General features: G+C 70.3%; 11 protein-coding genes, 2 pseudogenes and 1 riboswitch. Of the genes and pseudogenes, 3 read left to right on the forward strand and 10 right to left on the reverse strand.

What is annotated here, in order from left to right; translation table 11 throughout:
- Window positions 1-406, reverse strand: a pseudogene (locus CM1CMNOD_RS15220) (hypothetical protein); the annotation flags it as partial.
- A 530-nt stretch (window positions 407-936) separates the two neighbouring features.
- Here CM1CMNOD_RS15220 and CM1CMNOD_RS15225 point away from each other — a divergent pair.
- Window positions 937-3,288, forward strand: a complete 2,352-nt coding sequence (locus CM1CMNOD_RS15225) for an arylsulfatase (RefSeq protein ID WP_013874490.1) — start codon at window positions 937-939, stop codon at window positions 3,286-3,288.
- Between the two features lie 322 nt (window positions 3,289-3,610).
- On the opposite strand, the gene CM1CMNOD_RS15230 is transcribed toward CM1CMNOD_RS15225, so the two are convergent.
- Entirely contained in the window at window positions 3,611-5,164 is a 1,554-nt protein-coding gene (locus tag CM1CMNOD_RS15230) for a DHA2 family efflux MFS transporter permease subunit (protein ID WP_013874491.1), read from the reverse strand.
- Window positions 5,165-5,486: 322 nt separating this feature from the next.
- On the opposite strand from CM1CMNOD_RS15230, the gene CM1CMNOD_RS15235 reads away from it, so the two are divergent.
- Window positions 5,487-6,146, forward strand: coding sequence for a TetR/AcrR family transcriptional regulator (locus CM1CMNOD_RS15235; RefSeq protein ID WP_043606818.1), 660 nt, complete (start codon window positions 5,487-5,489; stop codon window positions 6,144-6,146).
- 342 nt (window positions 6,147-6,488) lie between these two features.
- Here CM1CMNOD_RS15235 and ribH read toward each other — a convergent pair whose 3' ends face one another.
- The 7 genes from ribH to CM1CMNOD_RS15270 form a co-directional block, all read right to left on the reverse strand.
- Window positions 6,489-6,965 (reverse strand): 6,7-dimethyl-8-ribityllumazine synthase, encoded by a 477-nt coding sequence (gene ribH, locus CM1CMNOD_RS15240; protein WP_013874493.1) that lies wholly within the window; start codon window positions 6,963-6,965, stop codon window positions 6,489-6,491.
- A complete protein-coding gene (locus tag CM1CMNOD_RS15245) occupies window positions 6,962-8,389 on the reverse strand; it encodes a bifunctional 3,4-dihydroxy-2-butanone-4-phosphate synthase/GTP cyclohydrolase II (RefSeq protein WP_013874494.1) in 1,428 nt (475 codons plus the stop codon). The genes ribH and CM1CMNOD_RS15245 overlap by 4 nt, the downstream gene beginning before the upstream one ends.
- Window positions 8,386-9,210 carry a riboflavin synthase gene (locus CM1CMNOD_RS15250; RefSeq protein WP_013874495.1) on the reverse strand — a complete coding sequence of 275 codons (825 nt, stop codon included), beginning with the start codon at window positions 9,208-9,210 and terminating at the stop codon, window positions 8,386-8,388. The genes CM1CMNOD_RS15245 and CM1CMNOD_RS15250 overlap by 4 nt, the downstream gene beginning before the upstream one ends.
- 123 nt (window positions 9,211-9,333) lie before the next feature.
- Window positions 9,334-9,462: riboswitch (FMN riboswitch) on the reverse strand.
- Window positions 9,463-9,730: 268 nt separating this feature from the next.
- A complete protein-coding gene (locus CM1CMNOD_RS15255; protein ID WP_043606823.1) occupies window positions 9,731-10,192 on the reverse strand; it encodes a dCMP deaminase in 462 nt (153 codons plus the stop codon).
- Window positions 10,193-10,346: 154 nt separating this feature from the next.
- A complete protein-coding gene (gene rpe / locus CM1CMNOD_RS15260) occupies window positions 10,347-11,045 on the reverse strand; it encodes a ribulose-phosphate 3-epimerase (RefSeq protein ID WP_013874497.1) in 699 nt (232 codons plus the stop codon).
- Between the two features lie 298 nt (window positions 11,046-11,343).
- A complete protein-coding gene (locus CM1CMNOD_RS15265) occupies window positions 11,344-12,168 on the reverse strand; it encodes an SAM-dependent methyltransferase (protein WP_131772726.1) in 825 nt (274 codons plus the stop codon).
- Window positions 12,169-12,457: 289 nt separating this feature from the next.
- The gene (locus CM1CMNOD_RS15270) at window positions 12,458-12,679 is read right to left on the reverse strand and encodes a hypothetical protein (RefSeq protein WP_013874499.1); all 222 of its coding nucleotides are present in this window, start codon (window positions 12,677-12,679) and stop codon (window positions 12,458-12,460) included.
- 483 nt (window positions 12,680-13,162) lie between these two features.
- Between CM1CMNOD_RS15270 and CM1CMNOD_RS15275 the strand changes: the two genes are divergently transcribed.
- Window positions 13,163-13,726: a hypothetical protein gene (locus tag CM1CMNOD_RS15275; RefSeq protein WP_043603827.1), complete on the forward strand. Its 564-nt coding sequence runs from the start codon at window positions 13,163-13,165 to the stop codon at window positions 13,724-13,726.
- Between the two features lie 300 nt (window positions 13,727-14,026).
- On the opposite strand, the pseudogene CM1CMNOD_RS15280 reads toward CM1CMNOD_RS15275, so the two are convergent.
- Window positions 14,027-14,455 (reverse strand): annotated as a pseudogene (locus tag CM1CMNOD_RS15280) (rRNA cytosine-C5-methyltransferase); the annotation flags it as partial.

Here is a 14,455-nt window from a genome sequence, read left to right on the forward strand (position 1 = left end):
CACCGGGGCCGGCGTGGCCCCGCTCGCCGCCGCGTGCGGCCGGCCGGACCTCCCCGCGTGCGGGACGCGACGGCGTCCGTCTGCCGGCGTCGGTTCTCATCCCGACAGGCCGCGCGGGCACACCGTCCCCACGGCCGCCGCCGGGACGCGGGCGGCTGGCCCGGCGGCTGACGGTCGCGTCGCGCTCGCCTTCCAGGTCGGGTATGCGCAGGCCGAGCAGGGAAACCGGCCTGGCGTCGCCGAGATCCGCGGCGGAGAACATCCCGGGCCGGGTGCCCTGGATATCGGCCCGGGTACCAGCGTCCTCGTGGACGTCCCAGGTCCCTACAGAGTCCCCGTACCCGCCCGGCTGGCGTGTGGCGTCCGGCTCGTGGCCGTCCTCGTCATGCCTTCGCGCGGTCGTCACCGCTCACCGCCGCCTCCCCCTCCCGTGGTGGGCCGCACCGGCTACCGGCACCGGCACCAACACCGGCCGGAATCGTCCGCGCGACGCGGCGACCCCAAATCCACTGATCCGGGCCACCACGACCACGGTATGCGCCGGCCGTTACGGATACGAGTCCCCTCGACAAGGGACAGTTACAAACTCGACCCGAACCTCCAGGCCCACCCAATCTCCCCGCTAACGGCAGTAAACAACCCACCCACGGACACCCAATACGCGGGTCGGAATCCGAGGGCCGGGAGTCGGCGGGCCTGCCCGTTCGCACTCGCCCTCACCCGGGGAGGGTGAAACACCCCGACGCTCCGGTTGCGGGTCCCCTGCCGGGAATGAGGTGGGCGCACCAACCGGATCGGACCGGCTTTTAAGGGGTTTTAAGAAGATCGGATCGGCCCAGCGGGCCGAAGGCGGCGCGATCGTGTTTCTTCCGCGCCGCCGGAGCCCCGGCTCTCCGGCGCGCTCGGGGAGACCTGAGGAGAGGAGCACCAGTCAAGATGTCGCTTAACGAGTACAGGTCCGGCACCGCATTCCCCGGTGTGATCGGGCGTACCACGGACGAGTCGAGCCCGGCCTGGCCGCAGCCGGTCCGCGCGACGCCCGGCACGCCGAACGTACTGATGATTGTTCTGGACGACACCGGTTTCGGGCAGTTGGGCTGCTACGGCAGTCCCATCGCGACGCCGAACATCGACGCCCTGGCTGCGGGCGGGCTCCTCTACAACAACATGCACACCACCGCGCTGTGCTCACCCTCCCGCTCGTGCATCATCACCGGGCGCAACCATCACGCCAACGGCATGGCCGCGATCACCGAGCTCGCCACCGGCTACCCGGGCTATGACGGCAACATCCCGTTCGAGAACGGTTTCCTGTCGGAGATGCTGCTCCAGCACGGGTACAACACCTACCTGGTGGGCAAATGGCACCTTATGCCGTCCGAACAGGAGTCGGCCGCCGGACCGTATGACCGCTGGCCGCTGGGACGTGGCTTCGAGCGTTTCTACGGGTTCCTCGGCGGCGACACCAGCCAGTGGTATCCGGATCTGGTGTACGACAACCACCAGGTAGCGCCGCAGAAAACTCCGGAGGCGGGTTACCATCTGACCTCGGACCTGGTGGACAAGGCCATCGACTTCATCGCCGATGCCAAGCAGGTCGCCCCGAGCAAACCATTCTTCCTGAACTTCTGCACCGGTGCCACGCACGCCCCACACCACGTTCCCAGGGAATGGGCGGACCGCTACTCCGGCCGGTTCGACGACGGCTGGGACGCCTACCGGGAGCGGGTTTTCGCCCGGCAGAAGGAATTTGGCGTGGTGCCGCCGGAGGCGGAACTGTCCCGGCACGACCCCGACGTCCCCGCCTGGGATTCCCTGACGCCCGATGCCCGCCGGCTCGCGGTACGCATGATGGAGGTGTACGCCGGCTTCCTGTCCCACACCGACCACCACATCGGCCGGCTGCTGGGCTTTCTCCGGGAGACCGGTGAGCTCGACAACACGCTGGTCATGCTCGTGTCCGACAACGGCGCCAGCGCCGAGGGCGGGGTCACTGGGACCACGAACGAGCTGCAATTCTTCAACAACGCCCCGGAGCCCCTGGCGGACAGCCTCGGAAAAATCGACGACCTCGGCGGCCCCTCGACGTTCAACCACTATCCCTGGGGCTGGACCTGGGCCGGCAACACCCCGTTCCGCCGGTGGAAGCGGGAAACCTACCGGGGCGGGGCCAGCGACCCCTTCGTCGTCCACTGGCCGGCGGGTATTGCGGCCCGCGGCGAGGTACGGACCCAGTACGCGCACATCATCGACATCGTGCCGACCATACTCGACGTACTCGGTGCCGAACCGCCGGCCGAGATCAGGGGTGTCGCCCAGTCATCGCTGCACGGCGTCAGTTTCGCCTATACGTTCACCGACCCGGCCGCACCGACCCGGCATCACACCCAGTATTTCGAGATGCTCGGGCACCGCGCGATCGACCACGACGGATGGCGCGCGGTGTGCCCATGGCCGGGACCGTCCTTCGCGGAGGCCGGCAAACCGTTCGGTGTACCGATCTCCGCCGAGGACCTGACCGATCTGGATGCCCACCACTGGGAGCTCTACCATGTGGCGCAGGATTTTGCGGAAAACTACGACGTCGCCGAACAGCACCGGGACAAACTCATCGAAATGATCTCGCTGTGGTATGTGGAGGCCGGCAGATACAACGTGCTCCCCATCGACGGCAGCGGCGCCGTACGGCTGGTGGTGGAACGCCCGCAGATCACCGAGGCGCGAACCTCCTACACCTTCCGGCCCGGCACCCAGACGCTGCCGTTCGCCGTCGCCCCCAGAGTACTCAACCGTACCCACAGCATCACCGCAGACGCGGAAATCCCGCCGGGTGGCGCCGAGGGAGTCCTGCTCTGCCAGGGCGCGGGTACCGGCGGCTGGTCGTTTTACGTCAGGGAGGGCAGGCTGCGTTACTCCCACAACTATGTCGGACGCACCGTCTACCATGTGGAATCCACCGGCACCGTGCCTTCCGGCCGGCACCAGTTGCGCTTCGAGTTCGAACCCACCGGAAAGCCGGACATCGCCAACGGCGAAGGCACCCCCGGACGAGCCCGGCTTTACATCGACGGACAGCCGGCCGGGGTGGGCAACATACCCATAACCACACCCATAGCCTTCAACCCGGGCGGGCTGACCTGTGGCGCCAACCCGGGCTCCCCGGTCGTACCGGACTATCCGACCCTCTTCCCGTTCACCGGCACGCTGCACAGCGTGACCGTCGATCTCGACGGAGAGCTCATCACGGACATCGAAAGCGAAGCACGCATGGCCATGTCCCGGCAGTAGCCTCTCCCCGGCGTCAACTCGGCGATCAACTCCGCCCGGGCCTGACCAGGCCGCAGGCCGACAAGGTCGATGTACGCCCGGGGCCGCAGATGTACGCCCGGGGCCGCAGCAGCGGCGGCACGTCGCAGCCCTCGACCCGGACGGAGATCAGCCTGTCCCGGCCCCGCCCGTCGTCCGGTAACGCCGCTGTCCACCCGCTCCGTGCGGTGCTTCGACCGGAAGTACGCCGCCGAGCGCACCGCCAGGACGATCTCCGCCTGCGTCAGCGCGTCGTTCATTCGCCCCGCCCGGAAGGGCGCAGCACCCTGGTGCTCCGGCGTGGTCACCTGTCGAGGGCTGCGACGCCCTCGCTGGCCGGTTCCGTAGCCGGCTCGGTGGCCAGCGCAGTGGCTGGTTCGGTAGCCGGTTCGGTGACCGCTGGCGCCGCGGGGGGCGTGGCGGCGGTCGGGCCCGCGTCCCGTTGTGGGAGGAGCGCGCTCGCGGCCAGGATGACGGCGACAGCGACGAGAGCGAACCAGTAGACGCCGTGGAAACCCGCCGTCCCGTCCCCGTCGCCGGGGCCGATGGTCGTCAGGATGAGGGTGACGACGGCGATGCCGATCGCCGCGCCGAGCTGGTTGAGGATGTAGAGCACCGAGCTGCCCTGGGGCACCGACGCCGGGGGCAGGGTCCGGTAGAGAGATCCCATGGTCGGCGCGCCGACGAAGCTCAGCCCAGCGCCGACGACGAAGGCGGCGAGCGCGGGCCACACCTCGCTGGTGTGCCCGCCGACCCGGGTGAACGCCAGCTCGCCGAGGGCTGTGACGACCGCTCCGCCCCGGACGAGGGCGCGGGCGCCGAGCTGGTCGGACAGCCGTCCGGACAGCGGCATGGCGATGACCGCGGCAACCGCGAAGGGGGCGACCAGCAGCCCGGACGCGAGCGTGCCCCGCCCGTGCTGCTGCTGGTAGTAGAGCGGCAGGACGAAGAGGTTCGCGAACATCGTCAGGCCGACCAGCGTCATGATGGCAACGCTCGCGGCGAACCCGTGGTTGGCGAACAGCCGCAGGTCGATCAGCGGTGGCGTGCGGCGCGGCGACGGCGCCCGCAGCGCGTGCAGGCCGTACCCGGCGAGCAGCGTCACGGCCGCGGCGAGGGGGATGAGCACCTGCCAGGCGGCGACGGTGGTGCGCTCGGCGGCCTGCGTCAGGCCCAGCACGACGGCCGCGAACCCGGGCCCGATCAGGGCGACGCCGACGACGTCGAGGCGGGCGACATCGAGGCGGGCGAGGCGTTCTGCGGTTCGCGGCGGGTCGGGCGGTATCACCCGTGCGGCGCCGACCAGCGCCACGATCCCGATAGGCAGGTTGATCAGGAACATCCACCGCCAGGAGAAGTCCGCCAGGACGATCCCGCCGACGATCAGGCCGAGCACTGGCCCGGTCGAGAGCACCATGCCCATCAGGCCCATGACCCGCCCGGCCCGGCGCGGGCCGGCGGCGCGGGCCAGCAGGGTCAGCACCAGCGGGTCGAGAACGCCGGCCGCCAGGCCCTGGACGATCCGGAAGACGATCAGACTGGAGATGTTCCAGGAGAGTCCGGAGGCAAGGGACGCGGCCAGGAACGCGACGAGGGCGGCCAGCCACAGCCGCCGGGCGCCGAACCGGTCCACGGCCCACGTGGTGATCGGGATGGCGACGGTGAGGGCCAGCAGGTAGCCGGTGGAGACCCAGCCGATCGTGCTCAGCGACGTGTGGAACCGGGTGGCGAGGGTGTCGACGCCGACGGCGACCACCGACCCGTCCAGGATCCCCATGATCCCGCCGAGCAGAACCACGGCGATCAGCCGTCGGAGTGGGGGGTCGAACCGGTCGTGCTCCTGGGACGCGTCCGCCATAGTGCCCTCCAGTGAGCATCGTTGTGCACGTGTGAGTGCACTTTACAGCACCATGACGTTTTCAACGTTGTGGCTGTCCCGGGGATGGAAGGAGGGCAACCGGTACCGTGAGGCCATGAGCGGGACCGTGAACAGCGGCCGGCCAGCCGGCGGGCGAACAACCGGCGGACGGTCGGGCGGCGCGACCGAGGCGCCGGCAACCGGGCATGCGCGGCCGGCAGCCGCCGACGCCACCGCACCGATCGCTCCGGCCGCTCAGTCCGTTCCAACCACCGCCGCCACCATCACCGCGGCCACTGGGACCGCTGCGGCCGCTGCGGCTCTGCCGGCTACCGCGGACCGGCCGTCCGGCGGCAGGCGTAGGCGTGTCGACAGGCGGGCGGCCATTCTCGGTACCGCGTTCACGGTCTTCGCCCGGGAGGGATACGCCCAGGCAACTCTGGACGTCATCGCGGCCGAGGCGCAGGTCGCCAAGCACACGATCTACAACCACTTCGGCGACAAGCAGGCCCTACTGCGCGCGTCCATCGCCGCCGAGGCCGACAGCGCGCTGGCGAAGAACCTGGCCGCGGTCGACCGGCTGCGCGACCTCGACAGCGACGTCCGCACCGCCCTGGAGGACGTCGGCTACCACCTGATCCAGTGTTTCTGCGACGAGCGGGGCTGGGCGCTGCGGCGGCTGCTGTACGCCGAGATCAACCAGTTTCCCGACCTGCTCGACATCATCCAGGGGCGGGCGACGAACCCGGTCACCGAGGCGCTCGCCGACCGGCTGGCCCGGCTGGCGCTGGCCGGCCGGCTGCGGGCGGGGGACCCGGCGGCGGCGGCGGAACAGCTCGCCGCCCTGCTGACCGGCTCACTGGAGGGACGGACCCGGTTCGGCACCCAGGCCATCTCCGACGACGAGATGCGGGCTGTCGCGCGGGCCGCGGTCGACACCTTCCTGCACGCCTTCGGCACCCGGGCCACGGACCCCATCTGAAGATCCCCCGGCTCGCGCATCCGGAAGATCGTGCGCCTGAGAAGGACCCGCCCGAACGGCCGGCGCGCCGACACCGGCACCCCGGGGCCGCCGTTTCCGGGCCGAGTTGTTGTTCCACGTCGTTGTTCCACACCGCGCTGCCGGCCGATTTCAGCCTGGACGACTTTCAGCCTGGACGACACCGACCCGTCGGTCGAAACGACAGACCAGCCGCGACCGATCCGGAAGAGCGCGCCACAGGGCGTCTGATAGATGTTGGTCGATTGATAGATGTTGGTCGATGTGGCCGGCTGGACGCCGCCCGCGCGATCGAACATCCGTCAGGCACGCCCTGACCCAGGACTAACCGTGGCGGAGGTCCCGTAGGACGGTTGCGGTTTCCAGGGCGGCGAAGGTGGCCTCGCGGCCCTTGTCCTCCGCCGAGGAGGGCAGGCCCGCACGGTCGAGCGCCTGCTCGACCGTGTCGCAGGTCAGCACGCCGAAACCCACCGGAATCCCGGTGTCCAGGGCGACTTCGGTCAGCCCCTGCGTCACCGACTGACAGACATAGTCGAAGTGCGGGGTGCCACCGCGGATCACCACGCCCAGCGCCACCACCGCGTCGTGGCGGGCGGCCAGCGCCGCCGCCACGATCGGCAGTTCGACCGCGCCGGGCACCCGGGCCAGCAGCGGGGAGGCGACCCCGGCGTCCTTGGCCGCTCGCAGCGCGCCGTCGACGAGGGCGTCGGTGATCTCGGCGTGCCAACGGGTTGCCACGATGGCCAGCCGCAGGCCGGCGCCGTCCGGGATCGACGGCGCCGGCGCGCCCTGACCGCTCATGCCGTCTCACCCTGGCACATGTCCGCCATCAGCAGTTCCTCGTCCGTCACCGCCGGCTCCGCCTCCGTCGCACGGACCGGGTGCGCGCCCGCGCTCCCGACGCTCGTGCCCCCGACGCAGTGCAGCGGGACGTCGGCGCGGACTCCCGCGACCTTCGGCCCTGCCTGCCCTGCCTGCACGGCTGGCAGTTTCGGCAGGCCCGGCAGGTCGTGTCCCATCCGGTCCCGCTTGGTGGTGAGGTAGCGCAGGTTCTCCGGGGTGAAGTTCACCGGCAGCCCGACCCGTTCGACGACCTCCAGGCCGTAGCCCTCCAGCCCGGCCCGCTTGGTCGGGTTGTTCGTCAGCAGCCGCATCGTCCGGATGCCGAGGTCGACGAGGATCTGGGCGCCCGTGCCGTAGTCGCGCGCGTCCGCGGGCAGGCCGAGGGCGAGGTTGGCGTCCACGGTGTCGTGCCCGGCGTCCTGCATCTGGTAGGCCCGCAGCTTGTGGATGAGGCCGACGCCGCGGCCCTCGTGCCCCCGCATGTAGAGGACCACGCCCCGGCCCTCCTGGGCGATCATGCGCAGGGCGGCGTCGAGCTGTGTCCCGCAGTCACAGCGGCGGGAGCCGAAGACGTCGCCGGTGAGGCATTCGCTGTGTACCCGCACCAGGACGTCACGGCCGTCCCCGATGTCCCCCTTGACCAGCGCGACGTGCTCCACGTCCTCGATGACGCCGCGGTAGCCGAAGGCGCGGAACTCGCCGTAGCCGGTGGGGATCCTGGTGTCGGCGACCTGCTCGACGTGGTGTTCGCTGCGCCGCCGGTACGCCACCAGGTCGGCGATGGAGATCAGCAGCAGCCCGTGCTCCTCGGCGAACCGTGTCAGCTCCGGCAGCCGGGCCATGCTGCCGTCGTCGTTGACGATCTCGCAGATGGCTCCGGCGGGACGCAGCCCGGCGAGCCTGGCCAGGTCCACCGCGGCCTCGGTGTGGCCGGGACGCCGTAACACCCCACCGACCTTCGCGCGCAGCGGGAAGATGTGGCCGGGCTTGGTGATGTGCGCGACGGTGGTCGCCGGGTCGGCGAGCAGCCGGATGGTCAGCGCCCGGTCGGCCGCGGAGATGCCGGTCGTCACCCCGGCCCGGGCGTCGACGGAGACGGTGAACGCGGTGCCCATCCGCTCGGTGTTGTGCGGGACCATCTGGTCGAGTTCGAGCCGGTCGAGGTCGGCGCCGTCCATCGGCACGCAGACCACCCCGGAGGTATAACGGATCATGAAGGCCAACAGCTCCGGGGTGGCCTTCTCCGCCGCGAAGATCAGGTCGCCTTCGTTCTCGCGGTCGGCGTCGTCGACGACGACGACTGGCCGGCCGGCGGCGATCTGCGCGACCGCCTCGTCGATCGAGGCGAAACGCGTATCACCGACTGGCAGATTTTTGATCATGACAGTTGCCCGCTCCCGCTGTGGATGACGGGGGTGCTGGACGAGCCGGCACCGGCCGCCTCCCCCGCGACGACAAGCTTCTCGACGTATTTCGCCAGCACGTCGACTTCGAGATTGACCCGCTCCCCCACCCCTCGCCGACCGAGGGTCGTCACCTGCAACGTCGTCGGGATCAGGCTCACCGTGAACGTGGCGGGCGTCGTCGCGTCCGCCGGGGTGATCTCGACGACCGTCAGGCTGACACCGTCGACGGTGATGGATCCCTTCTCGACGAGATAGCGCTCCAGGCCCGGCGGCAGGCTGATGCGCACGATCTCCCACTGGGTGTCCGGGCCGAAGGTGACGGGATCGCCTCCCGTCGCCGCCGCGTCACCGGAGGCCGCTGTGGATACCGTCGTGAAGGCCACGGTGGAGGCCACTTCGGAGGCCGTCGTTGTGGTGGATGCCGCTGAGGTGGTCGTGGAGGTGCTGGAGCGGCGTTCGAGGACCACGCCGACGCCGTCCACGTGCCCCTGCACGAGATGCCCGCCGAGGCGGTCGGCCAGGCGCACGGGGCGCTCCAGGTTGACCCGGTCACCGGCGCGCAGCCCGCCCAGGGACGAACGGTCGAGCGTCTCCTGCATGACGTCGGCCGCGAACGCCTGCCCCTCGCCATGGGGAAACCAGCTGGTGACGGTCAGACAGACCCCGTTGACCGCGATGGACGCGCCCTCGCTGACGTCCTCGAGCACCTTCGTAGCGTCAATGATCAGTCGAGCGGCCGCCGGCCGCGGCTCGACGGCCGCGACCACGCCGAGTTCCTCGACGATGCCGGTGAACATTCCTGGTGTGCCCTCTCGTCCCGGCGCCACGTCCGAGACAGAGGCGATCACGCGGGACGCATCCGGCGCACAGGCGCCGGACGGGCCGTCGGCAGGCCTGGGGCCGTCGAACAGCACACGCCCGCGCGCGTCCTCCCATCCGGACTTTCACCGTCGGTCCCGGAATTCCACCGGATCAGCCGTCCGCTGGCTGCGGACGGGTCGCGGACTGTCACCGCCGGTTCGGATTTTCACCGACCCCGGAGCGCGCGTGCTGCTAACTACCTGACCAAGTCTGGCACATGCGGACGGCACAGGTGCAAGAAAGCTCACGTGATACCGGACGGCAGCACACCCATCACTCTTCGTCCATCTTCGCGCGTCCAGCTGCGGGCAACCAGCCCCGTACATCCGCTTTTATACGTATTTGCCACCAGGACGATTACGCTTGGACGGTTTATATAAGTGTTCCATATGAGCGACGTCACATGAACGGCATCGTGTGAGAAACGTCATGCGGAAAACGTCACGCGAATGATGATCATGCGAGCAGATGGGCGTTGACCGCCCGGACCGCCGCGGCCAGGGACGGCACCTCGACAACGTCGAGGCCGGCGCGCCGCATGATCTCCGCGCCTTCACAGTCGACGAACACCTCGGGTTCACGCCAGGCGAAGACCACCCGGCGAATCCCTGCCTCGATGATCAGTTCCGTGCAGGTCCGGGGGCGTGACGCCCGGGCGCTGCACGGCTCCAGCGAGCTGTAGAGCGTCAGCGAGCCGGCCGGGACCGGCGGGCCGTCCTGGGCATGTTGCGCGAGCCTGCGCAACGCGACCTCCTCGGCGTGGTCACGCGGGTCGAGCTCGCGCGAGTAACCGGTCGCCAGCACCCGCGCGGACGCGTCCGCCGCCAGGCCCGCGGACCGGTCGACGAGGACCGCGCCCACCGAGAACGCACTCGGTGACGGCGGGCAGCGCCGGGAGATCTCGACCGCCATCCGCAGCCACCGCTCGTCCGCACCGGCCGCCGTCTCGAGACCGGCCGCCGTCTCGAGACCGGCCGCCGCTTCGGGACCGGCCCTCTCCGCGCCCGCCGGACCGCCACCAGCCGGTTCCTGGCGTCCCGGGCCCGCTCGGCCGTCCGCCGCCACCGCCCGGTCAGCCCTTCTCGAGGACCGGCGCCACCAGCCGGGGGGAGGCGGCCAGCGCCTGCGCACGCAGCGCCTCCAGCGCCGCGGCCGGGTCGGCGGCACCGTAGACGGCGGTGCCGGCGACGAAGACGTCCACCCCGGCCCGTGCCGCCCGTTCGATGGTCTCGGCGTTGACCCCGCCGTCGATCTGCAGCCACAGGTCGAGCCCCCGGTCGTCCAGCAGCCGCCGGGCCGCCTCGATCTTCGGCAGGACCTCGTTCATGAACTTCTGGCCGCCGAACCCGGGCTCGATGGTCATCAGCAGCAGCAGGTCGAAACGGTGCAGGTCGTCGACGTAACGCTCGACGGGGGTGGCCGGTTTGACCGCGAGCCCGGTGCGCGCGCCGGCGGCCCGGATGGCGTCGGTCGTGCGGGGCAGGTCGCGGACGGCCTCGGCATGGATGGTCACGTTCGCCGCGCCCCGCTCTGCGTAGCCGGCGGCCCAGCGGTCCGGATCGTCGATCATCAGATGGCAGTCGAGCGGGATGGTGGTGACCGTGCGCAGGGCGGTCACCGTGTCCGGCGCGAACGCCAGGTTGGGGACGAAGTGGTAGTCCATGACATCGACGTGCAGCCAGTCGGCATGACCCTCGACCGCACGCGCGGCGTCGGCGACCCGCCCGAAATCGGCGGCCAGCAGGCTCGGGTAGATCTGCGCGGTTGCCACACCCGCGAGCGTATCGACCCATCAGCGGCCCACCACCGCCCCGTCCGCCCCTGTGGCGATCACCCAAACCCACCGTCACAACGCGCCACTCCTCCACGCCGGAGCGGCGGTACCCGCGAACGGAGCCATGACGTCGAAAACACAGGCGTCGCACACGCCGCGCCGAACAGGACCCCGCCTGCCCCGCCGCGCGCGGCAGGGCCCCGCATCCCTCCGGTCGGCACCCCACCGGCGCGTCGGAGCGGCCGTCCGTTCGGCGCGTCGGCGGATCGATTCTTATGGCAAAAGATGGCAAATCTTACGACTTGCGCCCGATGCCGCCCGCGACCAGCCGGACAGCGAGCGGGTACGGCCTGGCGACCGGCTCGGTGGGACGCCACAAGGGGTTGTAGACCACGCCTGGCTCGATGAGCTCCAGCCCGTCGAAGTAGGAGGTGATCTCCTCGATCGAGCGGAAGCGCCCCCTCGTCAGCTCGTTGAGAAGCACCTGCTCGACGGGCTTGGTCTCCTCGCCGTGGTCGACGAAGTGGGTGAGGAACAGGTGACTGCCCGACACCACCCGGTCGACGTATGCGCGGACCAGACCAGCCGGGTCCTCGTCATCGTGGACGTGGTGGACGACCGCGAGCATCAGGAGCCCGACCGGCTTCGACAGGTCGATCAGCGCGGTCACGTCCGGGTTGCTCAGCACCTCGTCGGGACGCCTGAAGTCCGCGGTGATGACCGTGGTGTTCCTGTTCTCGGCCAGCAGCGCCCGGCCGTGCGCCAGCACGATGGGGTCGATGTCGACGTAGGCGACCTTCGACTCGGGCGCAATTCGCTGGGCGACCTGGTGGGTGTTCTCGGCGGCCGGCAGACCCGAGCCGAGGTCGATGAACTGGCGGACGCCCTGCTCCACCATGAACTCGACGCCCCGCCGGAGCACCTGCCGGTTGTACTGGGCAGCGGTCTTGCCATCCGGGATCACCTGGATGAGCTGGTCGTGGACAGCGCGGTCGGCCGGGAAATTGTCCTTCCCATCGAGCAGCGCGTCATAAACCCGGGCGATGCTCGGCACCGAGATATCGACCCCGGCCTCGATCCAGGTCGAGACGAACACCCTGTCGCGTACGTTCAGTGACACCGGATCTGGCGTGCCGTGCTGGCTCTCGCTGTCGGACAACACTCCCCCTCTCGACCAAGGCGGGTCACCGCCGCAACCGGCACTCCGGTGCCAAGAGAAGCGGAAGTGACGTAACGCGTCAGATCTTAGAGAAGCCGGCTCGCCGGCAGAGTCGAGACCGCCCTCTTAAGCCCCACCTTCCGCCCTGGCTCCTACCTCGATGCCCGTCGGCGGAGTAAGGACCGCCGCATCCCTCGCCGCGATCGCCGAGGGCATCGGCGCGTTCCCCGGTCGTGACCCGACCTCGCCACTACGCCGGGCCGCCGAAGTTTGTTCTTCGGTTGATTTCTTTGAGGTTTTTCAAGGCATGTTGACGCGCGTCGGGATTGCCGCAGGCTTTGAACGGCCGGGGCCTGTCCGGCTTCTGCGGTTCCGGATCCATGGTCCGGCCGGCCTGGCCGAGCAAGTCGACGACGAGGTCGAGTCGGTACTGGATGCGTTTGATCAGGGTCTTGACCCGGACCCCGACCATTCAAGATCCGCAATCGGTACCAACCGGTACGGTGCCGCCGAACAGACGGTGGCTTGCCGCCGCGTCGCCGGTGTGCGCGGGGTGCCGTCCGTCAGCCCATCACACGCTGCCAGTACCGCGCTGGCTCCAACCGACGCGGGGCGGCCGGGATCACGGCGCGGGCCGCATAGCGGCCGCCACCGCCGGAGAAGACGGGAGGGCGAGACGGCTGGACGGCGAGCGGTGAAATGGCGGACGTCGGGACGGCTGGGAGATGGGAGCGCCCGTTGGGGGCGGACAGACCCGGAAGGGGTGAACGCGCTGGCCACAGGTCTGCCAGGGAAACCTGAAGGGAACTTTCGCACCGGAACTGAAACACACAGCGTGGACGTGACTACTCTGCGTCCGCCGTTCCGGGTGGAGAAAGGATACCGAATAGTGCATGTCATCCCACATGGTCCGGTCGCGTCACGACGCCGGCCGGCTACGATCCTGACGACGCTGGTGACCACCGCCACGCTGGCGGTCGGGCTGTCGCTGGCCGCCACACCCGCGTGGGCCCAGACCCCCACCCTGCCGCAGATCCCAGCCCTTACCCCGACACAGAGCCCAACGTCGCCCTCCACGCCGAGCCCCACCGGGAGCCCCACGCCGAGCCCCACCCAGAGTCCGACGTCGACTCCCACCCAGACCGGGATTCCCGGGCAGGCCCAGGACCAGGTCCAGAACCTGTGCGGGCCGCCGTCCGGCCCCTGGACCCTGCGGGAGCAGCATTCCGGCCCCGGGGCCCGCGTCGAGATCTGGCAGAACCAGAACACCTACCAGGTGCGCCTGGCCAACCTGCAGGCCAACGGCAAGACCAACGTGGCCGGGGAGGCCGGCACCGTCCGACAGGGCAACGATCTGGGACGGACGGCGTCGATCGGCGACGCGCCCACCGGCGGCTGGTGCTCCGACACCGCCACCGGCGCCATCTGGGGAGCCCTGAGCTGGGACGTGAACGGCGTCCACTACTGGCGGTCCATCGCCTGTGGCCCCCAGAACTGCGTCAAGGGCCAGGTTTCCTGATCCTGACGACCGTCGCACGGCCCACCCGCCGGGCCGCGGCGGGGCGGGGGCAGGCCGGCCTGCCCCCGCCCGTCGGCTCTCGCCCGCCCCGGCCCCGGCGGGGCAGAGCCGACCGCCCCGGAACCGATCGGATCTCCAGCGCACGGACCCGTCCCGAAGCCAGTCCAACATTCATGATCGAATATTGTCGAATACCGAATCATGAAAGCGGGGGAACGAACGGTCGCTCCAGCGGCCGTTTCCACCCCCAGCTTTCGCTGCTGAGGCCGGCACGGCAGGGCTGCGGCAGGGCTTAGGGGCTCAGGAACGGCGCAGCAGGGCCAGGAACATCGCGTCGGTGCCGTGCCGGTGCGGCCACAGCTGTACGAACGGGCCGTCGCCGAGATCCGGCACCCCGGGCAGGTACTCCCGCGCGTCCAGGACGGACACGCCGACGCCGCGCGCAGCCAGCCGCGTCACGACGTCCGTCACGACCTCGACGGTCTCGGCCGGATGCGGCGAGCAGGTCACATACCCGACCACCCCGCCGGGGCGCACCAGGTCGACGGCGGCGGCCAGCAACTGCCGTTGCAGGTGGGACAGGGGCGCGACCTGCGCCGGCGTGCGGCGCCAGCGGGCCTCCGGCCGGCGGCGCAGCGCCCCCAGGCCCGTGCAGGGCACGTCGGCGAGCACCCGGTCGGCGCTGCCGGGACGCAGCGGCGCCGCCCGCCCGTCCGCACGTACCACCAC

The sequence above is a fragment of the Protofrankia symbiont of Coriaria myrtifolia genome (assembly GCF_900634755.1).
In the GTDB taxonomy this organism is placed as follows: Bacteria; Actinomycetota; Actinomycetes; order Frankiales; family Frankiaceae; genus Protofrankia; species Protofrankia coriariae.

Bases quoted from the DNA above. Each gene is read 5' to 3' on its own strand.
- CM1CMNOD_RS15225 (WP_013874490.1), top strand. From the start codon at position 937: ATGTCGCTTAACGAGTACAGGTCCGGCACCGCATTCCCCGGTGTGATC.
- CM1CMNOD_RS15230 (WP_013874491.1), bottom strand. From the start codon at position 5,164: ATGGCGGACGCGTCCCAGGAGCACGACCGGTTCGACCCCCCACTCCGA.
- CM1CMNOD_RS15270 (WP_013874499.1), bottom strand. From the start codon at position 12,679: ATGGTCGGGGTCCGGGTCAAGACCCTGATCAAACGCATCCAGTACCGA.
- CM1CMNOD_RS15245 (WP_013874494.1), bottom strand. From the start codon at position 8,389: ATGATCAAAAATCTGCCAGTCGGTGATACGCGTTTCGCCTCGATCGAC.
- ribH (WP_013874493.1), bottom strand. From the start codon at position 6,965: ATGAGCGGTCAGGGCGCGCCGGCGCCGTCGATCCCGGACGGCGCCGGC.
- CM1CMNOD_RS15250 (WP_013874495.1), bottom strand. From the start codon at position 9,210: ATGTTCACCGGCATCGTCGAGGAACTCGGCGTGGTCGCGGCCGTCGAG.